This is a genomic window from Bacillus bingmayongensis, assembly GCF_000299035.1.
Taxonomy (GTDB): Bacteria; Bacillota; Bacilli; order Bacillales; family Bacillaceae_G; genus Bacillus_A; species Bacillus_A bingmayongensis.
The window spans coordinates 25,933-45,648 of record NZ_AKCS01000013.1 but is presented as its reverse complement, the minus strand read 5'-3'; the positions used below and the strand labels follow the sequence as shown (position 1 = coordinate 45,648).

The window sequence follows — 19,716 nt, the reverse complement described above, 5'->3', positions numbered from 1 at the left end:
GAGGTCATACTAAACTTATGGCCTCTTTTTATGAATTAAAAGGAATTGTCCCCTCTTCTAGCAAATACAATTACACTAACAATGTAAAATAGGAGTGTGGCAAAATGAAAAAAATTGGAACTGTGCTACTTTTCTCCTGTATTATCACTGGCTGTACCTCACTAGAGCAAGATTCCAAAGCACCGATAAACGAAATAACCGAAACTTCTAAACCTCAAAATAACGCGCCCGCCTTTTTTCACCTTAGCGTCTTAAAGGATGTTAACTGGCAAGAAAGTCCTTCCTTTGTAGATGGGAAGATACCGTTAAAAGGCATTGAAGGAAAGATTGCAATTGCAGATAGTGCTTTCATTGCCAATGAGAAAAATAAACAGATGTGGTTCTTCCTAGATCCACAAATGCCATCTGGAAAACTATCTATTATTGCTCTAAAACAAGGATCTACAACACCCACTCCCGTACTCTTTCAAGATGAAACTTCCGAACAAACTTGGACTGCTCCAACTTCCATTCATTCAAGTACAAAAGAATTACCTCTTCTTATGTCGCTGCCTTCCCCTGGATTATGGGTATTAAATGTATATATTGGTGAGAAATATTATGAGCAAATTGTTATTCTTGTAGAAAAAAGTGACAAAGCTTAATTTCTTCCTTACAGCAATGTAATTCTCATGTCACCTACTTCGATAGTTGTATCTACATCTCTCCCTTATACTAAAAGTAAGAAATGAAACAACAAACAAGGAGAGATGAGAGATGAAAAAAGTGATGGAAGTAGTTGCAGCAGTAGTAGAGGTTTTTGTAAATGGAAAGCAAGTGGCAATGGAGTTAAACAAATAATGAAACGAGGAACATTCATTATGAATTGTATAATCACATAAAAAGAGATAAGGTTTCCTCATTGTTTTGATCCCTTATCTCCCTTTTAAATGCAGTGTCTTCTCAAAAAGATGACACTGTTTTTTTATTGCTCTATAGAATAACTTGGCACCTTTTTGACTTGTGCCACGCCTGATTCAATTGCTGCCTTCGCTACTGCAGCTGCCACACTTGGGACAACTCTTTTGTCCAATGGATTGGGAATGACATAATTTTCAGTTCGTTCTTCATCCGTAATGATGTTCGCGATTCCATATGCTGCAGCTAGTTTCATTTCTTCGGTAACATCTGTTGCACGTACATCTAATGCACCACGGAATATCCCAGGAAATGCTAACACATTATTTACCTGGTTTGGAAAATCAGAACGTCCTGTTCCAACAACCGCCGCTCCAGCCTGCAGTGCATCTTCTGGGAATATTTCTGGAATTGGATTCGCCATTGCAAACACAATTGGTTTTTTATTCATTGTCTGCACAAGCTCTTTTGTTAATACATTAGGAGCAGATACACCAATAAAGATATCTGATTCACGGATTGCTTCTTGTAATGTTCCACGTACATGTTCACGATTTGTTTCTTTTGAAATCTCTAATTGTGCCGAATTCATCCATGATTCGCCCTCACAAACAATTCCTTCTAAACTTACTAAAGTGATATGCTGTGCCCCTGCTTTTAATAATAATTTCCCAATCGCTATCCCTGCAGATCCGGCACCATTAATGACAATTTTCACTTTATCCATCTGTTTGTTTACAACTTTTAAAGCATTAATAACTGCCGCTAAAACAACAATCGCTGTTCCATGTTGGTCATCATGAAATACCGGAATATTCGTTTCTTCCTTTAATCTCTTTTCAATTTCAAAACAACGTGGTGCCGCAATATCTTCTAAATTAATCCCAGCAAATGTAGGCTCTAAATTTTTCACAAGGGTAACGATTTCATCTACATCTTTCGTTCCTAGACACAATGGGAATGCATCCACATTCGCAAATTTTTTAAATAAAATAGATTTTCCTTCCATAACAGGCATAGCCGCTTTCGGTCCAATATCACCTAATCCAAGTACTGCTGTTCCATCCGAAACAACGGCAACCATATTACCACGTGCTGTGTAGTCATATGCTGTTTCTTCATCCGCTGCAATCGCTTTACAAGACTCAGCTACTCCCGGTGTATATGTTAAACTTAAATCATCTGCTGAATTAACTTCCACCTTACTAGTAATTTCAATTTTTCCAACCAATTCTTTATGAAGCAGTAATGAACGCTCCTTAATTTGACTTTCTAACATATAAATAAACTCCTCCTAATTTGACAAGCTAGCTACGTCTTTACATAGCTAGCTTGTATAATGATAAATTATGAAAACATTTTTAATAAAATTGTTGCTGTTACAACCATAGCAGCGCCGCCCAAACGTGTTGAAATTTGTGCGAATGGCATTAATTCCATTCGATTTGAAGCTGATAAAATCGCAACATCACCAGTTCCACCTAATCCGCTATGACATCCTGTTACAATCGCCGACTCAACCGGATACATTTTCATTACTTTTCCTACAAGGTAACCCGATGCTATCATTGTGAGTACCACTGACGCACACACAACAACGTATCCAACTGAAAGAACAGCTGCCACATCTTTTAACGGAATGTATAACAGGCCTAATCCAACCATTAATGGCCACGTTAAGTTTTTTGAAATAAATTTGTATAAATGATATGCTCCTTGTTCCATTTTTGCTGGCATTAATTTAAAGTACTTCACAATTGCTGCAGAAAAAATCATAATGATTGCCCCTGGAATACCAATAAATTTAGAAGCAAATCCTCCAAAGATAAAGAATGTACATGCAATTAATAAACCTGCTCCCATTAATGAGAAATCAATTGGTTTTTCTGTATTTTGTTCTTTTAATAATTCTGCTTGATTATCAGTTTTTACTAATACGCCATTACCGCTAAGCTCTGGTCTTTTCTCACCTAGACGTTTCATATATCCTGCACTTACAATCGCAAACATATTTCCAATAATAGCTGCAGGAATGAGCTGTGATACAAATGTCGCAGAAGATCCATTTAAAATATCACTGTAGGCTAAGGAAAGAGGTAAAATCCCTTCTCCTATACCACCACTCACGATTGGTACAATAATAAAGAAGAATGTCTGTTTCATTTCAAATCCAAATAATGATCCAACTAACAATCCAACTACCACTGAAGCAAGTGTACCTATAACTAAAGGAATAAACATTCGAATAAATCCTTGTACTAACACTTTACGATTCATTCCTAAAATACTTCCTACTACTAAACAAGAAATATACAGGTATAAAAAATTCGATTTTTTCATTAACATAGTAGCAGCTTCCATTGAAGCTGGATTCATCCAATTAAAAAACACAAGTAATGATGGAATAAATAGTGAGAGAATTGCTGGTCCACCAATATTTTTTAAAATCGGGATTCGCATCCCAATATCACCTAAGAAAATTCCCATGATCATAATGACTGCAAATCCACCAATCATATCAGCAGGTAATTTGTTATATACAGATGCTCCATAAATAATAGCTGCTAATACGATATATAACGGTAAAGGTATAACACCAATTTTAATATTCATGATTTTTGAAACAAAAGATTTTTGTTCTGTTTCTGCTGCTTCCACGAATGATATCGCTTCCACGTTTTTTTGAATCCCCATATAGGCACCCCCTTATATTCTTGTTTATAATATTAAAACGCTTTCAATAGTAAAAATAGTTTTTGTAAGTTTTGTAACTAGTTTTGTAATTAAAAAAAGTATAAGCGGCTTACATAAGCCGCTTATACATACAAATGTATTTTGTTCTCATCGATGCATCGTAATTTACTTACTGGTCTCCCCACATGTTGATACACCATTTCATTTTCTAAAACTCCAATTTCAGTTAAAAACATTACATACTTTCGAATAGAAACCCTTGAAATCCCAACTAATTGAGCCATTTCATCTGTTGTAAATGCTTGTCCATGAAGTGATTCTATTTGCTTCCAAATCAACTGTAATGTTTGCTTTGTTAGCCCTTTTGGCAGTTCTTTATTTGCATGAATTTCTACTTTTTCTTTTTGTAAAATCAACGTATCTAATTCAGATTGGCTAATATTTTGTTGTTCTTTCATAAACATAAATTTCTCGCGATATGCCGTTAGTGCTTCCTTAAACCGTTCAAATGTAAATGGTTTAATTAAATAATCAACAACGCCATATTGAAGCGCCTTTTTTATACTTCCCATATCATGCACAGCTGAAATCATGATAATATCAATTTCTTTTTCTTGATTTCGAATATGCAGTAACAATTCAAAACCTGTATCACCAGGCATAAAAATATCAAGCAATATGAAATCTATAGAAGACTCCTTTAATATCTCTACTGCTTCGCCCACAGAATTAGCTATATGAACAAGTTCAAACCCTCCTACTTGCTCTAAATAATGCTTATTTAACATCGCTACCATTGGATCATCTTCTACAATCAAAACTTTGATCATGTTCCTATCTCATCCCTACTTTTGTATGGTATTTCAATGGTTATGGTCGTTCCCTTCCCTAACAATGACTCAACTTGCATATTCCCATTTATTCGCTTTAAACTATCCTTTACAAGATGCAAGCCATATCCTCGATTCTCTCCTTTTGTGGAATACCCTTTAACAAATACTTTGTCGATTTCTTCTCGCTGGATTCCAACTCCTGTATCTTTAACTGTGATAATCAATTTATCCTGATATTCAATAGAAATATTTACTCGCTTATATTCACAATTCATCACAGCATCTAATGCATTGTCGATTAAATTTCCTACAATTGTAATAAGTTCATGAATAATACTTTCGTCATATGGCTCTGGTAAGTAAGAATTTTCGCTTACAATAAGTTGTATATTCTTTTCCCTTGCGTAACTAAGTTTACCAAGCATAAACCCTGCAAATACAGGGTTTTTTATTTTCCGCATCACACCACCAATTTCATATTGATGCTCCGAGACCATGTTACTAATGTAAGTCTCTAATTGTTCATAATGCTTCATATGTGTAAGCCCTAATACAACATGCATCTTATTCATAAACTCATGAGACTGTGCCCTGAGCGCTTCTGCATAAAGTCGAATATCCGTTAATTGTTCTACTAATTGCCTAATCTCTGTTTTATCACGAAATGTTGCAATTACACCAACAATTTCTCCTTTAACGTATAAAGGAACTCGATTTGTAACAATGGTAATTCCATAAAGGTTTTGTTCCTCATGTAATTGTGCTTCCCCCGTTTGTAACACTTCTTTTATACATGAGTTAGGCATATACTTCTCAACATCTTTACCAATAAAATCTTCTTTGAGGCCACTTTTCTTAAATAACCGTTTCGCTTCGTTATTAATTAAAGTGACTCTCGCATCTTTATCAACAGCAATAATTCCTTCTTTGACAGATTGTAACATCGTATTCCGTTCTTCTAAAATTTTTGCGATTTCGCTAGGTTCGAGACCAAATAATATTTTCTTAATATGTCTAGCTAATAAAACAGCACCTATAATTCCAACTAAGATTCCAACACCGACACCAATATAAATTATGTATCTACTCTCTTTTATCCTCTCATGCACATTATCAGCTGAAATTCCGACAGCAACAACTCCCATTTGTTCTCTCGTTTCAGAAAAGATCGGTACAAACACGCGCATAGAGATTCCCAATGTTCCTTCTGCCATCGATACATGTTCTTTCCCTTTCAAGGCTACCCCTTCATCTCCTCCTACAAAATGATGACCGATTTTCTGAGGATTTGGGTGAGATTTTCGAATACCATTCATATCCATGACCACGATAAATTGAACATCTGTATTTTTTAACAATCGATTTGTATACGTTTGAATTTCAGATATATCTTTTCTTCCCGCCAAAGCATCAATTACAAGTGGTGAATTTGCTACAATACGCGCGATTGTTTTTGCTTTTTCAGCTTGGCTTTCTTCCGTCGTACGTTCGACATTATGACTAATTAATATATCTGTTACAAGTAAAGAAAGCACAATAACCGTACACACCAGTAATGTAATCGTTTTCCATAAACTTAACAATTTTTTTCTTTTTCTCATCCCTTTATTGTCTCCCTTATTTCTACTTTACTACACGCGAAATCTATCTTACTTATTCTTTTTTATGAATACAACAATTTCACAAAATAAGGACATCTACCTTAATTCATTCTCTCACAAAATTTTCTATTCACTTTTTATTCTTACAACAATGTAATTTCTATGTCATCTCCTTCGATAGTTGTATTTTCTTCTCTCCCTTATACTAAACATAAGAAATGAAACAACAAACGAGGAGAGATGAGAGATGAAAAAAGTGATGGAAGTAGTTATAGCAGTAGTAGAAGTTTTTGTAAATGGAAAACAAGTAGCAATGGATTTAAACAAATGATGAAACGAGGTAAATTCATTACGAATCGTATAAGACAATAAAAAGAGATAAGGTTTCATCGTTGTTTTGATCCCTTATCTCTTCTTATTTTATTACTTAACATATAAATGTAATTTCATTATCAATTTTTTTCTTAATTCCATTCCTAGTTCATTTTGAATTTTGGACATAACTAATAGCTTGACTCCCCATCTGCACCCATGCCTGTTCAAAACTTTCGCGTGGAACACTTACACTTGAAGTATCACTAAGTGGATCATGAATATAAACTGATTCCTGATCATAACCAACAAGAAGAATACAATGTTCATTGTACGTAATCGAAACGTTTCCTGAATCTGTTTCCCATATATCAAATTCTTCTTCATCTAAAGGAGCATATGTTGCATTTGTAATCATAACAACTGGCGCACCTTCTTTTACAGTTTTATAAATTTCATTTATATTTTCACCTGTCAAATCAACAGCTCGATTCGGTAAGTATTTGTTTGCTAACTGAAAAAGTGGCTTATGATACACCCCATATCCTGACTCAGAAAAGGTATAAATATTGCCTACAAACCCTTCATTTGGATTACCACGTACACCATCATTCGAGAAAGCAACTTTCGGTATTTCATCTGCCAGCGTCATCTTATCTACAGAAACACCTGCATACTGTAACAACATAGCTAGGCTTGTCACTTCACAGCCTCTGTCTAACTCTGGTAATTGCTGGATAAAAGGTGCATTTTGTAGTAATACTTTTTCTTCATCCGTATTCACCAGTGTCCTTTTCTTTTGGGCTTGCGTAACCGGAGTGATAAGTTGATCCTTATCACTTTTCTCTTGAACAAATTGGTTTGAGACGATACTCTTTACTTTCTGTACATGTTTAGTAACAGGAATTATATCGCTCCTTTTCATATATACACTACAGATAAATATTCCTAATACAATTACACATATATACATCTTCCAATTTCGCATCATTCTTCTACCTTCACGCCCTTTTTAATTCGTTAAATACGAATAAAATGCATCTGCATCTGTTTGAACCATAGGTAAAAAGACAAGTTCTTTTCCTATTTCAGGATGTCCTTTCTTTATTTTTTCTGTCAACTCTTGAATCGTTGTATTTGTTCTATCTATACCGATCTCATCTGCAATTTGTATTACTTTTTGCTCATTTATTTCTCTTAGTACTTGGTAAATATCTTTACCATATAAATCAATATGAAGTTTTTTTGCTTCGGCCTGAATTTTCCCCTCATATACTTCTTGCGCCAAATCTTCTATCTCTTTCCCTTTTTGAGAAATACCTAGCTTTTCCGCTTCTTCCTTTACTTTCGTTCCATAAATCTCATTTGCAATTTCTTCTATTTCTTTTCCTTCCGTTGAAACCCCAAGTTTATCTGCTTCATCATTTATTTTGATTGTATTAATTTGATTGATTAAATCGACAATGGATGTATTTTCTATCGATATTCCTAATTTTTTTGCTTCTTGTTTTACTTTGGTTTCATAGATTTCTTCTGAAAGAGCTCCTACATCTTTCCCCTCAGTAGAGATTCCTAACTGTATCGCTTCTTGACCAACCTCTGTTTCATGAATCTCCTTTTCTAACGTAAGCTGCTCTTTTCCATCCGTCTCAATCCCTAGTTTTTGTGCTTTCTCCTCTGTATAGGCCGCATGCATTTCTCCGTTATTCAGTTGTTCTTTACTGCGCTGAGCGAAGTTTGTTTTTCCTTGTGACGTTGTAGAAGCAGACGCCCCTCCCATTACGCTTAAACTCATCATTCCAATAACAAATAATGACACTATCTTTTTCTTTTCCAAATTTCATCTCCCCTTTACATTTCTTACACTGTAATTTCCTTCTGACGCTTCCTCTTCAATTTTTCCCACATTATCGTAAAAGATATGCTCAATTCGGTTCCTATTAAAATCAACCATGAATATAACGATCTGGATATCCTTAAAAAGAATGAATATGATTACTTTTTTCTCTCTTTTGTCCTTCTGATTCTGTGTACACTCTATTATGAAAAACATTTCTTAACTTTCCCTTAAAAAAAGGCGACCTTGTAAAAACAAGATCGCCTCTAATTTCTTTATACTCTTTGATTTTTAGGTAAAATCACTTCGAAACAAGTGCCTTCACTAATTTTACTCTCGACTTTTATTTTCCCATAATGTTTTTCTACAATCCAACTAGCAATTGAAAGACCTAATCCAGCACCTTCTGATTTCGTTCTTGCTTTATCTCCTTGATAAAAACGATCAAATAACTTTGGAATCTCCTCTTCTTTTATTCCAATTCCATTGTCTTTTACCTGAATCATAATTGAACTACTTGTTTGCATACATGCTACTTGAATCGTTCCACCAACATCAGTATATTTCATAGCATTGTCTAATAAAATCACAACCATTTGATGAATTCGTTCTCTATCACCAATAAAAGATACTTTAGATTCAATTTCTAGTGTCATCTTTTTCTCTTGATATGCAGCAATTTCTGTATAAGGATTTACTACTTCCGTTAATAATTCATCTAATGCAAACTTCTTTTTATCCATTTCAATTTGATTCGAATCGGAACGAGCTAATAATAATAAATTAGCAACGAGCTTCGATAACCTTCTGCACTCCTTTGAAATTGTAGAAATATCAATTGCTTTTTCTTCTATCGTAGCGGAAGGAGATTGAAATAGTACATCTGTTTTAGATTGAATGACTGCTAGTGGTGTTCTTAATTCATGGGATGCATCAGAAACAAACTGTTGCTGCTTTTCCCATGAATTATGAATTGGTACAAGAGCTCTTCCAGCTAAGAAAAACCCCATCCCTATTGCGCATAAACTCCCTATACTACACCCCACTATAAGAATTAACAATAACGTATGCAACATATCTCTTTCTGCAGTTGTATCGCGTACAAATTGAACCGTCATTTGTCCAAGTTCAGTATTACGCTGAAAAGCCAATGCTCTAAAACTCTTCCCTTTTATTTTAATATCCTGAAAATCCTCCAATTTTTCTGGGAAAAACGCTAAAGGATTTTCTTCTAAAGCAGGATCAACAAATTTAGGATTCTTATCTATTAGGGCTACTTTTTTTCCACGCCATAACAGTACAGTAATCCTTGGATCTCCAATCCGAATATCCCTAACGGACCCTTTTGGATTAGACTGAGAATTTTTCTTCTCTTTTGCTTTAAACATTTCTAGCGAATTATCTACTCCACTATAAATGCGATTATATGTATAGCCATAGATAATACTCCCTAGAACTCCAATTAATATAATAAACACTAATGAATTTAAAATTGTAAGGCGAATGCGTGTTTTTTGAAACATACTTCCCCTCTTCATTGTTCTTTTAACATATAGCCAATCCCGCGAACGGTTTGAATATCTTTTTGATAACCAAATGGCTCTAATTTTTTTCGCAAATGATGAACATACACTTCAACAATCGCTACCGTTGTATCTGAATCAAATCCCCAAACACGATCAAAGATTTGTTCACGCATTAAAATCTTTCCACTATTTTGAATGAGATATTCTAAAAGTTCATATTGCTTTAATGTTAATTTAATTGCTTCTCCATCAACTTGAATATCCTTTTCCTTTCCGAACAACTCGATTCCACGATAGCTAACGGTTTGCTTTGTTGTTAAATTACCACTTCTTCGTAATAAAGCTCGAATTCTTGCTTGCAGCTCCGGAGCTTGAAATGGCTTTATTAAGTAATCATCCCCTCCGAAATCTAACCCTTTCACACGGTCCTCTAAAGAATCTTTAGCAGTCAAAAATAGGACAGGTGTTTCAATTTTTTCATTCCGTATTTTTTGAATTACCTCAAAACCATCTAGCGCCGGTAACATCACATCCAGAAGTATTACATCATAAATATTTTGTAATGCCAAAAACAAGCCATCTTCTCCATTCATTGCTGTATCAACTTCGAACTCATCACATAAAATTTGTGTAATTGATTCTAATAAGGGTGCATTATCTTCTACAACTAATAAGCGCATATCACTTTCTCACCTTTCATCTAAACATAAAAACCCTTTATATCCACTAATCAAGTGAAACTGCCTTTACCAATCAGGCTTTTATAGGCAGAATAAATAATTACTGTTACCATTATCATAATAACAAAAGAGAGCAGTTCAACATACTTATCTCCACTTCCAAACATTTTCTAGTCTTGTATCCGAACAATTCAATTTGCTTCGCTATCTCTAAATCCTACGTAATTAAAATAATTATATATCATTGCCTATGTAGGCTTGTCATAACATAAAATGAAACTTTAATCAGTGGAGGAGTTCTTCATCTCCCACTGATTATTATCCCTCACCTAACTTCTTTGCTTTCGCCGAATTTTGAGGTGGGGGTATTACTGCCCACCAATAGTGGGATAAATAATTTTCTCACTCATTTTATTATCTAATATTCTGCATATAGAATTTATTATGAAATCTATTTCTTAACTTTCCCTTAAAAAAAGAAGTTTCAAAACGGAGAATTTATATCTTACACCACTGTAATCCTCACATCACCTAATTCGATAGTTACGAGACTTGCTGCCCACTATACTTAAAGTAAGAAATGAGGCAACAAATAAAAGAATGGCGTATCTTTTTACAGATACGCCATTCTTTTATTTTTGACTTGTACGATTCGAAATACTAATTGCCCGATCTGTTGTTTTTGCTGCTTCATCTAATGCTTCTTTACTACTTTTCCCGTCATACATTGCTTCTAGTGCTTTTACAACCGCATCGCGAGATTCAGGGAATACACTAATAAGTGCCCCTTGTGTTGCAACGGATGGTTTTGTTGCTTGTAACTGTTCTACTGTTACTTTTAACTGTGGATATTTTTCATATTGTTGTTTTACTAAAGGTTCATTATATGCGTCTGGGTTAATAGAGAAATAACCCGTTTCTGTATGCCATTTTGCTTGCACATCTGGTTTTGTTAAATATTTCATAAAGTCCCAAGCACCCTGTTGTGTTTCTTCTGCAACCATATTCGTCATCCATAATGATGCCCCGCCAATAACAACACCGTTTTGTTTTACATCCTCTGGATATGGAATATACGCTACACCTACATTGAATTTAGAGGAATCAATTACATCCCTAACACCAGCTGAAGAATCTAAGTACATTGCAACTTGTCCAGATTGGAAAGCAGCACGAACATCATCCCAACTTGCTCCATACTTTCCTAATGTACCAGCTTTATTCAGTTCATCTAATAAACCAAATACTTTTTGTCCTTCTTTTCCATTAAATACGGCTTTTGTCGCCGCACCTTTACGTCCATTTTCTTTATCAACATATAAACCACCTTGTGTTGCCAATAGCTCTTCAAAGAACCATCCGTAATTTAACATTGAAAAACCGTACTGTTTTACGCTTTCGCCTTCTTTAACAGTTAATTTTTTTGCTGCTTCTTTTAATTCAGCGTAAGTTTTCGGTGCTTTTTCTGGATCGAGTCCCGCTTTTGTAAAGGCATCTTTATTATAAATTAATACTGGTGTAGATGAATTAAATGGCATTGGATACATTTTCCCATCAATTGAATAATAGTTCGTAATCGCTTTTTCTAATTTCGATGTATCATATTTATCTTTTTTAATCCAGCTATCAATCGGTGTAATCTTTTTACTATCAATCATATATTTCGTTGTAATTTCGCTAGATTGAACGAGAGCTGGTGATTCTTTTGAAGCTTTTATATTTTTAAACTTCGTTAAAGATTCTTCATAGGAACCTTGAAATTCAGCTTTTACCTCATATTTATTTTGTGACTTATTATAGTCTGCAACAATTCCATCTAACACACCTTGCGTTTTTCCACCCATTGCATGCCAAAAGCGAATGACTGTTTTTTCCCCATTCTTTTCTACGGGAGCTACTTTTTCCTTTGCTTCAGATTTCCCCTCTGTTTTACTACTTGAACAAGCTGCAGCTGATAAGGCCATCGTTGCTGCCATTATAATAGCAGCACCTTTTTTCCAAAATCTCATCTCAATCCCACCTTTTCATATATATGTTTATTTAATTGCCCCTTTTGTTAAACCTTGTTGCAACTGCTTCTGACCTAAAAATAATAAAATTAAAGTTGGAATAACAATAACTGTAACTCCTGCCATCACACTGCCCCAATCTGTCGCAACTTCCTGAGATTGAAGTTGTTTCCCCCCAATTTGTACGGTTCTAATTTTCTCATCATTCGTAACCAAGAGCGGCCATAAATACATATTCCATGTTGTTAAAAAGCTATATACACCGAGCGTAATAAAACTTGTTTTACAATACGGAATGACGACGCGGAATAAAAACTTCACATGGCCAATCCCCTCGATAAAGGCAGCTTCTTTTAACTCATTTGGAAGCGTCATAAAATGCTGACGTAATAAGAAGATACCAAAGGCAGTTGCAAAGAACGGAACCGTCATTCCAGTAAACGTATTAATCCATCCAAATTGTTGCACTGTTAAAAAATTCGGTACCATCGTTGCTTCCCATGGGATAAGCATCGTTGAAATAAACAGAAAGAAAATGAAATTTCGTCCTTTAAAGTTTAAAAATACAAATGCGTAAGCGGCTAAACCTGATACAACAAGCTGCCCAATCATTACCACTGTTGAAACTATAAAGCTATTGTATAAATAAGAAAACAGCGGTACTTTCTGAAAGATATGTACAAAATTATCAAATGTAAATTGTGTCGGGAACACCCTTCTCATTTGAATGTCTTCTGGCGTCATAAACCCTAACAAAAATGCGTATAGAACTGGAAAAAAGACCATGGCTGCACTAATAATAAGCAGCGTATATAAAAGAATATGTTGTTTCCATCTTTTAGCAATCATTTGTAATGCACCTTTCTCTCTGCAAACTTAAATTGAAGTAATGTGGCAATGAAAATGAAAATAAACAATACCATTGCCTGCGCACTCGCTGTACCAAATTGATGATTCGCAAAAGCTTCTTTATAAATAGAGTACACAATTAAGTTTGTTGCATCGTTCGGTCCACCGTGCGTTAAAATATCGATTTGTCCAAAGCTTTGAAATGCACTAATTAAAGTAACTGTTATAATAAAAAACAATGTAGGAGATAGCATTGGTAATGTAACACGTCGAAGTTTATGTAAATAGCTAGCACCATCAATAGATGCACTCTCGTATAGAGTCGTATCAATATTTTGCAAACCACCTAATATAACTAAAAACGCAAAACCTGTATTTACCCACACCGTTGTAACCGATACAGAAACTAATGCCCAGTCCGGACTTGTTAACCATGCAATTGCAGGAAGATTCATCGAACCAAGTATATTATTGAATAAACCGACACTCGGATGGAATAAAAATAACCAAATTACTGCGCTAGCTGCTACTGAAATTCCCATTGTTGAAGAGAATAAAACTCGAAACAACCCTATTCCTTTTATTTTTTCGTTTGCAATTAATGCAAGAAACAAAGCAAACAAAATACTAGTTGGAACTGTATATAATACAAAGAGTAAAGTAGATTTTATGCTTTTATAAAAAGTTGGATCAGACAATAAATATTGATAGTTTTCAAATCCTACGAAAAGGTTTGCCTCACCATGAACATCTGTTAAATAAAAACTATAATAGATGGTACGAAATAATGGATAGAACAAAAAAATTGCAAATAATATGATGGAAGGTGCTAAAAATAACAAGCCTGTTCGCAAATCTTTCGTACGGCTCCATAACGCTTTTTTTCTTGAAACTTCTGTTTGAGCAGGTAAATTTTCTACCTCAATCATTATTTCGCCACCGCCTTCAACTCTTCTTCGGCAATGAATCGAATCCTTTCGTTTGTATCGTTATGAAAGAAACATAGTTTCTGTACTGGGAATTGCAATTTGACTTTATCACCTTTTTTCAAAATAAGTTGTCCAATTACTTTTGCACTCCATGTTTTTTCATTTACTACAAAATTTAAAATTGTTTCATTTCCTAATACTTCTACAGATTGCAGTGTAACTTCTTGGCCATCTTCAGCTAATACGATGTGTTCCGGACGAATTCCTAAGCGCACCTTTTGTTCTGAAAACTGCTGTAATTGTCCCGAAGACAGTGGAATTTGTAATCCATCAACATGTAATCCTCCTATGCCTTTATCTACGATTCCATCACCAATATTCATGGATGGTGAACCAATAAAGCCAGCAACAAATTCATTTGCAGGATAGTTATATATATCAAGCGGTGTGCCTACCTGTTGTATACTCCCTTTGTTTAACACCATAATGCGATCCCCCATTGTCATTGCCTCAATTTGATTATGGGTCACATAAATCATCGTAATACCTAATCGCTGCTGGATTTCTCGAATTTCAATGCGCATTTGCGCACGCAACTTTGCATCCAAGTTAGAAAGCGGTTCATCCATTAAACAAATTGGCGCTTGACTTACAATTGCTCGCGCCAGCGCAACACGTTGCCTTTGCCCACCCGATAATTGACCTGGTTTCGACTTTGTATACTCCGTAAGCCCTACCATTTCTACTGCCTCTATCAATCGTTTTTGTCGTTCTTCTTTTGGAACTTTTCGTATTTTCAATCCAAATAAAATATTTTCTTCTACCGTCAAGTGTGGATATAAAGCATAATTTTGAAATACCATTGATAGATTTCGATTTTTCGGTTCTAAATCATTCGCAACATTTTCGTTAATAAGTAACGCCCCAGAAGTAATTTCTTCTAAACCTGCAATCATTCGTAATAATGTACTTTTCCCACACCCAGAAGGACCAACTAGAACAAAAAATTCACCTTTTTGAATCTGCACTGAAACATTTTCCACTGCTATTTCCTTTGAATTTTTATAGATTTTTGACACATCTCTTAATTCAATCATCAGTTTGCACTCCTTTTTTGCTCTTGTAACCATACTTCACAATAGTTTATTAAAATCTGCTTTAACTGCAATCTCCGCCTCTTCTTTCGTTTGAATAATTCCTCCTACAATAGTAGGAAAAAACAACTTCTCTACTAGTTGCTTAATAAAGGAAAGGTTTCTTAAATATTGATTTCCCTCAGCTTTTTACGGGTTGTCAATACGCATATAGGCAAATTAAAAACACCAACCTACATAGAACAACCTTCTTCTCATTTATCCCCTATAAACTAGAGTAAATGTAAGAATATACATAGATTGTTATATGTAAGCGGGTGTTCTCAAATGTTCTCTACCCTAGTTACGTTGTTACCTTTACTATATTACTTATTTATTAAGTTAGTTTTGATGATTTGTTAACAAGATGTTAATCACATGTTAATATTTTTAATTTTTTTTTTACAATATCCACCACATCCATTATCTCCTTTATTCTTCAACATAGATAAAGCGAAACTTCCATCAGTGGGGTTCTCTTCATCCCCCACTGATGGTTAGCCCTCACGAATCGGGCTTTTACGGGCAGTTGTCCCCCACCTATCTTCCTCGTTTCTCTCTGAATCTTGAGGTGGGGGGTCTTACTGCGCGCAAATAGCGGGATAAATTTAGTGATATCTTTTCTTACAACGACACAAATTAAATAAAAATAATTTATAAGAATACAAAATCCCACAAAAAAAAGAGATAAGATTTCCTCTTATCTCTTCTTCCATAACCTACATTATTCTGTAGGTTGTTCTATTGTTTCATTTGCTCCTGCTAATCTTAATATATTTGCAATTTCTTTAAATCCTCGATTCTCCGCATGCTCTAGCGGAGTAATTCCTTCTCGATCCGACATATTTACATCTGCCCCATGATCAATGAGTAACTGAACAATTTGTTTATGATTCTCACTACCATTTCCAAGAACAATTGCTTCTAATAATGCCGTCCAACCAAGGTCATTTCTATAATTCACATCGATATCTGTGCGACCTACTAGCTCTTTTACAACTTCCACATGTCCTCTTTCAGCCGCCGGAATGAGCGCTGTTCCACCATGACGATTCGTTTCTCTAATATTCGTGCCTGCATCAATTGTTAATTTTACAATATCAACATACCCCTCTTTGCTCGCATAAAGGAATGGATTTTCTTTATTTTCATCTAGCAATTCAATATCTGCACCTGCATCAATCAATGCTTTTACTGTCTCAACATGATTATGATACGTCGCTGCCATTACAGGTGTTTCACCCTTATCCCCTGATACATTTATGTTAGCTCCATCTTTTATTAATTTCATAGCTGTTTCTGTATCACCAAGTGTTGCAGAAAGTAATAATTGCTTATCCATTAAATTCATACTCTCTTTCTCTTTGTTCTCTTCTTTCTCTTTATGCGTCTTCTCTTGTTTTTTTTCATTTTTCACTTGAACCGGTTTAGATTCAGCCTCTTCTTGCTTTTCACAAGCTACTATCATAATGAAAAGCCCTAATAACATAAATAATAAAAACTTTTGTTTCCTCACAACTACAGCTCCTATGAAAGATAATGTTTTTCTAACCATCCCTTCATCACATGCAACAACTCTTCTTCAATAGATTTATCCATAAGCCCCTTATATTCCTTCATTAATCGAATCATTGTATGCTTATGTTCATAATTTCTTAAAATATGGTTCATGTTCGGAATGATATGCCACTCTGCTTCACCATTAACATATGAAGCAATCAGTTTAGCATGCTCAGGTGGTACTTGTATATCACTGTCTCCCGTAATTGCTAAAACAGGACATGCTACTTGTTCTAAATATGTAACTACATTATATTGTAACTGTTCTCGCACCCATTTTGCATTCACTTTCGTACCTTTTATTCGAATAGTAGGATCCTCTGAATTGTTTACTCTATTCATAAATACTTCATTTTGCTTTCTTATACGCTGTGGAAGCTTCAGCATTTTAGATAACCAACCAATGGACCCTGATGCTGTTTCTAACTCGTTAACAACTTTGTCTATTTGTCTTTCTAAGAGCGATTTAGATGGTTCTGCTGCACCAGCAAGTAATACTAATCCCGCAACTGATTCTCTTACGGAGACAGCTGGTGCAAGTAAAGCTCCCTCACTATGCCCAGCAATAATAACACGCTTTGGATCTATTTGCGGATGATCCTTTAAAAATCTAATCCATAAAACAGCATCATCAATAAAGTCTGTCACCCCTGTTTTATAATAATCCCCCTTACTTTTATGAGTACCACGTTTATCATAACGAAGCACTGCAAATCCTAAAGAGGTAAAATAATCAGCTAATTCTTTATATAAGTCTAACTGTAAACAAATTGTATTTCCATCACGATTTCCTTTTCCAGTACCACCAATTAATAAAATAGCTGGATACGATTCAGAATAATATGTAGGGAGTGTTAATGTTCCTTGAAGTGTATACGCGCATTCAATCGTCACAAACAGTTCTTTCCCCATGGTTATTCTCTCCTCACTGTTTTTCAGGAATAATATATCGTTAAAATCGTTCTTCTTTCCTAATATATCCTATGCCTATATTATAAAAAAAGATGTGTAGCAATTTCTACACATCTTCTATCATTCACAACCAGTGATCACCAAATCATCTTCTAATTTAAGTAACAATGTATCCACATTGATTTCCTGACCAACTTCTATATTTACAGATCGTATATGACCACTAATTCCTACTGCTACTTTCTCCAGTGTTCCGTCATTTTTTCGAATCGTCATTAATTTTTCCCATTCATATACATAAGATGATTCATCAACAAAAATCTCTTCTACTCTTCCGTTATATGAACTATAAATCTCTTCAATCATCGATTTCATTCAAAATCTACTCCCTACTTCACGCTTCTCTATTTTCTCATCTATTCTATCACTCCTGTAATAAACACATTATATTTTTAAAAATTCAAAATAAAACCCGTGAACAAAATGAACAAAATGACGATTATGCGTTTAATAACGTTATTTCGCTATTTATTTACCATCCATATTCTATCCTTTATGATAAATAAAAAAGTTTTTTCTGAATTTTCAGCATCAATTGAAAGCGCAATCATTTTTATAGGGGGAGATTACATGTTAGCCGTACTCGGGTTTGCGATGGTTTTTGTCTTTATGTTTTTAATTATGACCAAACGTATGTCAGCATTAGTTGCATTAATATTAATTCCTATTATATTTGCATTAATTGGGGGATTTTATGCAAATGTAGGACCAATGATGCTAGACGGGATTAAGAAATTAGCACCGACTGGTATTATGCTTATGTTTGCCATTTTATATTTCGGAATTATGATTGACAGTGGATTATTTGATCCAATCATTAGTAAAATCTTGAAAATTGTAAACGGTGATCCATTAAAAATTGTTGTTGGTACAGCGATTCTTACTATTATCGTTTCATTGGATGGCGATGGCACAACAACATATATGATTACAGTTTCTGCAATGTATCCACTATATAAACGTCTTGGAATGAATCCGCTTATATTAGCTGGAGTTGTTATGCTAGGAGCTGGGATTACAAATCTTACGCCTTGGGGTGGCCCAACAGCTAGGGTTATGAGTGCACTTGGTCTCGATGCTTCACAGCTATTTACACCGCTTATTCCAGCAATGATTGGCGGAGCAATATGGGTTATTTTTGTTGCTTACTTCCTTGGAAAAAAAGAGAGAAAGCGTTTAGGAATTGTTGATATACAATATACACAAAAAGAAAAGGCACCGATGGATGAACAAGCAGCAACTACAGAAGCTTCTAGCTATAAACGTCCCAAACTATTATGGATTAACTTTTTATTAACAGCAGCTCTTCTCGTCTGTCTTATCATGGAGATTATGCCACTTCCTGTCTTATTTACAGTTGCTTTTGCTATTGCAGTTATGATTAATTACCCAAGTCTAGAAGAACAAAAAGAACGTATTGCTTCTCATGCGGGAAACGTATTAGCCGTTGTTTCTTTAGTATTTGCCGCTGGAATTTTCACGGGAATTTTATCAGGGACAAAAATGGTAGATGCGATGGCTCAAAGCCTAGTTGCCCTTATTCCTGATGCGCTCGGACCACAACTTCCTATTATTACAGCTATTATAAGTATGCCTTTTACATTCTTTATGTCCAATGATGCTTTTTATTTTGGTGTATTGCCAATTCTCACAAAAGCAGCTGCAGCTTATGGAATTAGTGCCGCTGAAATGGGGCGTGCCTCCCTACTTGGACAACCTGTTCACTTATTAAGTCCACTCGTTCCATCCACTTATCTATTAGTTGGTATGGCAAAGGTTGATTTCGGTGAACATCAACGCTTTACTTTACTTTGGGCAGTTGGAACAACAATGGTAATGTTAATCGTTGGTATTATTACTGGAGTCATTCCCATATAATTCGTA

Annotated in this window: 17 protein-coding genes and 1 pseudogene; 2 read left to right on the top strand and 16 right to left on the bottom strand. The window is 34.9% G+C overall.

What is annotated here, in order from left to right; genetic code table 11:
• Window positions 1-104 precede the first annotated feature (104 nt).
• Window positions 105-644 carry a DUF4871 domain-containing protein gene (locus tag Y7E_RS0103280; RefSeq protein WP_017149886.1) on the top strand — a complete coding sequence of 180 codons (540 nt, stop codon included), beginning with the start codon at window positions 105-107 and terminating at the stop codon, window positions 642-644.
• A 320-nt stretch (window positions 645-964) separates the two neighbouring features.
• On the opposite strand, the gene Y7E_RS0103270 is transcribed toward Y7E_RS0103280, so the two are convergent.
• From Y7E_RS0103270 to Y7E_RS0103185, 16 genes and pseudogenes are all read right to left on the bottom strand, one after another.
• Window positions 965-2,176, bottom strand: coding sequence for an NAD(P)-dependent malic enzyme (locus Y7E_RS0103270; RefSeq protein ID WP_017149885.1), 1,212 nt, complete (start codon window positions 2,174-2,176; stop codon window positions 965-967).
• Window positions 2,177-2,244: 68 nt separating this feature from the next.
• Window positions 2,245-3,591, bottom strand: a complete 1,347-nt coding sequence (locus tag Y7E_RS0103265; protein WP_017149884.1) for a 2-hydroxycarboxylate transporter family protein — start codon at window positions 3,589-3,591, stop codon at window positions 2,245-2,247.
• A 122-nt stretch (window positions 3,592-3,713) separates the two neighbouring features.
• Window positions 3,714-4,421: a response regulator gene (locus tag Y7E_RS0103260; protein ID WP_017149883.1), complete on the bottom strand. Its 708-nt coding sequence runs from the start codon at window positions 4,419-4,421 to the stop codon at window positions 3,714-3,716.
• The gene (locus tag Y7E_RS0103255; protein ID WP_017149882.1) at window positions 4,418-6,025 is read right to left on the bottom strand and encodes a sensor histidine kinase; all 1,608 of its coding nucleotides are present in this window, start codon (window positions 6,023-6,025) and stop codon (window positions 4,418-4,420) included. The genes Y7E_RS0103260 and Y7E_RS0103255 overlap by 4 nt, the downstream gene beginning before the upstream one ends.
• Before the next feature lie 481 nt (window positions 6,026-6,506).
• Complete coding sequence (locus Y7E_RS0103245) at window positions 6,507-7,328, bottom strand: C39 family peptidase (RefSeq protein ID WP_017149881.1); 822 nt, start codon at window positions 7,326-7,328, stop codon at window positions 6,507-6,509.
• 21 nt (window positions 7,329-7,349) lie between these two features.
• On the bottom strand, window positions 7,350-8,135 hold the full coding sequence (locus Y7E_RS0103240; RefSeq protein WP_051128642.1) for a transporter: 786 nt from the start codon (window positions 8,133-8,135) through the stop codon (window positions 7,350-7,352).
• A gap of 314 nt (window positions 8,136-8,449) precedes the next feature.
• Window positions 8,450-9,712: a sensor histidine kinase gene (locus Y7E_RS0103230; RefSeq protein ID WP_081584534.1), complete on the bottom strand. Its 1,263-nt coding sequence runs from the start codon at window positions 9,710-9,712 to the stop codon at window positions 8,450-8,452.
• Window positions 9,709-10,380, bottom strand: a complete 672-nt coding sequence (locus Y7E_RS0103225) for a response regulator transcription factor (protein ID WP_017149877.1) — start codon at window positions 10,378-10,380, stop codon at window positions 9,709-9,711. Before Y7E_RS0103225 ends, Y7E_RS0103230 begins: the two co-directional genes overlap by 4 nt.
• A 632-nt stretch (window positions 10,381-11,012) precedes the next feature.
• A complete protein-coding gene (locus Y7E_RS0103220) occupies window positions 11,013-12,389 on the bottom strand; it encodes an ABC transporter substrate-binding protein (protein ID WP_017149876.1) in 1,377 nt (458 codons plus the stop codon).
• Window positions 12,390-12,416: 27 nt separating this feature from the next.
• Window positions 12,417-13,238, bottom strand: coding sequence for a carbohydrate ABC transporter permease (locus Y7E_RS0103215; RefSeq protein WP_017149875.1), 822 nt, complete (start codon window positions 13,236-13,238; stop codon window positions 12,417-12,419).
• Window positions 13,235-14,167 carry a carbohydrate ABC transporter permease gene (locus Y7E_RS0103210; RefSeq protein ID WP_017149874.1) on the bottom strand — a complete coding sequence of 311 codons (933 nt, stop codon included), beginning with the start codon at window positions 14,165-14,167 and terminating at the stop codon, window positions 13,235-13,237. The genes Y7E_RS0103215 and Y7E_RS0103210 overlap by 4 nt, the downstream gene beginning before the upstream one ends.
• Window positions 14,167-15,264 (bottom strand): ABC transporter ATP-binding protein, encoded by a 1,098-nt coding sequence (locus Y7E_RS0103205; RefSeq protein ID WP_017149873.1) that lies wholly within the window; start codon window positions 15,262-15,264, stop codon window positions 14,167-14,169. The genes Y7E_RS0103210 and Y7E_RS0103205 overlap by 1 nt, the downstream gene beginning before the upstream one ends.
• Window positions 15,264-15,417: pseudogene (locus Y7E_RS34185) on the bottom strand (glycerol-3-phosphate responsive antiterminator); the annotation flags it as partial. The pseudogene Y7E_RS34185 and the gene Y7E_RS0103205, both read right to left, overlap by 1 nt.
• A 607-nt stretch (window positions 15,418-16,024) precedes the next feature.
• Window positions 16,025-16,855, bottom strand: coding sequence for an ankyrin repeat domain-containing protein (locus Y7E_RS0103195; protein ID WP_017149871.1), 831 nt, complete (start codon window positions 16,853-16,855; stop codon window positions 16,025-16,027).
• Window positions 16,828-17,772 carry an alpha/beta hydrolase family protein gene (locus tag Y7E_RS0103190; protein ID WP_017149870.1) on the bottom strand — a complete coding sequence of 315 codons (945 nt, stop codon included), beginning with the start codon at window positions 17,770-17,772 and terminating at the stop codon, window positions 16,828-16,830. Before Y7E_RS0103190 ends, Y7E_RS0103195 begins: the two co-directional genes overlap by 28 nt.
• A gap of 120 nt (window positions 17,773-17,892) precedes the next feature.
• Complete coding sequence (locus Y7E_RS0103185; protein WP_017149869.1) at window positions 17,893-18,147, bottom strand: hypothetical protein; 255 nt, start codon at window positions 18,145-18,147, stop codon at window positions 17,893-17,895.
• Between the two features lie 108 nt (window positions 18,148-18,255).
• On the opposite strand from Y7E_RS0103185, the gene Y7E_RS0103180 reads away from it, so the two are divergent.
• Window positions 18,256-19,710 carry a CitMHS family transporter gene (locus tag Y7E_RS0103180; RefSeq protein ID WP_313771970.1) on the top strand — a complete coding sequence of 485 codons (1,455 nt, stop codon included), beginning with the start codon at window positions 18,256-18,258 and terminating at the stop codon, window positions 19,708-19,710.
• The last annotated feature ends 6 nt before the right edge of the window (window positions 19,711-19,716 follow it).

Coding starts and splice junctions, on each gene's coding strand:
- Y7E_RS0103280 (WP_017149886.1), top strand. CDS start 105: ATGAAAAAAATTGGAACTGTGCTACTTTTCTCCTGTATTATCACTGGC.
- Y7E_RS0103270 (WP_017149885.1), bottom strand. CDS start 2,176: ATGTTAGAAAGTCAAATTAAGGAGCGTTCATTACTGCTTCATAAAGAA.
- Y7E_RS0103265 (WP_017149884.1), bottom strand. CDS start 3,591: ATGGGGATTCAAAAAAACGTGGAAGCGATATCATTCGTGGAAGCAGCA.
- Y7E_RS0103260 (WP_017149883.1), bottom strand. CDS start 4,421: ATGATCAAAGTTTTGATTGTAGAAGATGATCCAATGGTAGCGATGTTA.
- Y7E_RS0103255 (WP_017149882.1), bottom strand. CDS start 6,025: ATGAGAAAAAGAAAAAAATTGTTAAGTTTATGGAAAACGATTACATTA.
- Y7E_RS0103245 (WP_017149881.1), bottom strand. CDS start 7,328: ATGATGCGAAATTGGAAGATGTATATATGTGTAATTGTATTAGGAATA.
- Y7E_RS0103240 (WP_051128642.1), bottom strand. CDS start 8,135: ATGATGAGTTTAAGCGTAATGGGAGGGGCGTCTGCTTCTACAACGTCA.
- Y7E_RS0103230 (WP_081584534.1), bottom strand. CDS start 9,712: ATGAAGAGGGGAAGTATGTTTCAAAAAACACGCATTCGCCTTACAATT.
- Y7E_RS0103225 (WP_017149877.1), bottom strand. CDS start 10,380: ATGCGCTTATTAGTTGTAGAAGATAATGCACCCTTATTAGAATCAATT.
- Y7E_RS0103220 (WP_017149876.1), bottom strand. CDS start 12,389: ATGAGATTTTGGAAAAAAGGTGCTGCTATTATAATGGCAGCAACGATG.
- Y7E_RS0103215 (WP_017149875.1), bottom strand. CDS start 13,238: ATGATTGCTAAAAGATGGAAACAACATATTCTTTTATATACGCTGCTT.
- Y7E_RS0103210 (WP_017149874.1), bottom strand. CDS start 14,167: ATGATTGAGGTAGAAAATTTACCTGCTCAAACAGAAGTTTCAAGAAAA.
- Y7E_RS0103205 (WP_017149873.1), bottom strand. CDS start 15,264: ATGATTGAATTAAGAGATGTGTCAAAAATCTATAAAAATTCAAAGGAA.
- Y7E_RS0103195 (WP_017149871.1), bottom strand. CDS start 16,855: ATGGTTAGAAAAACATTATCTTTCATAGGAGCTGTAGTTGTGAGGAAA.
- Y7E_RS0103190 (WP_017149870.1), bottom strand. CDS start 17,772: ATGGGGAAAGAACTGTTTGTGACGATTGAATGCGCGTATACACTTCAA.
- Y7E_RS0103185 (WP_017149869.1), bottom strand. CDS start 18,147: ATGAAATCGATGATTGAAGAGATTTATAGTTCATATAACGGAAGAGTA.
- Y7E_RS0103180 (WP_313771970.1), top strand. CDS start 18,256: ATGAACAAAATGACGATTATGCGTTTAATAACGTTATTTCGCTATTTA.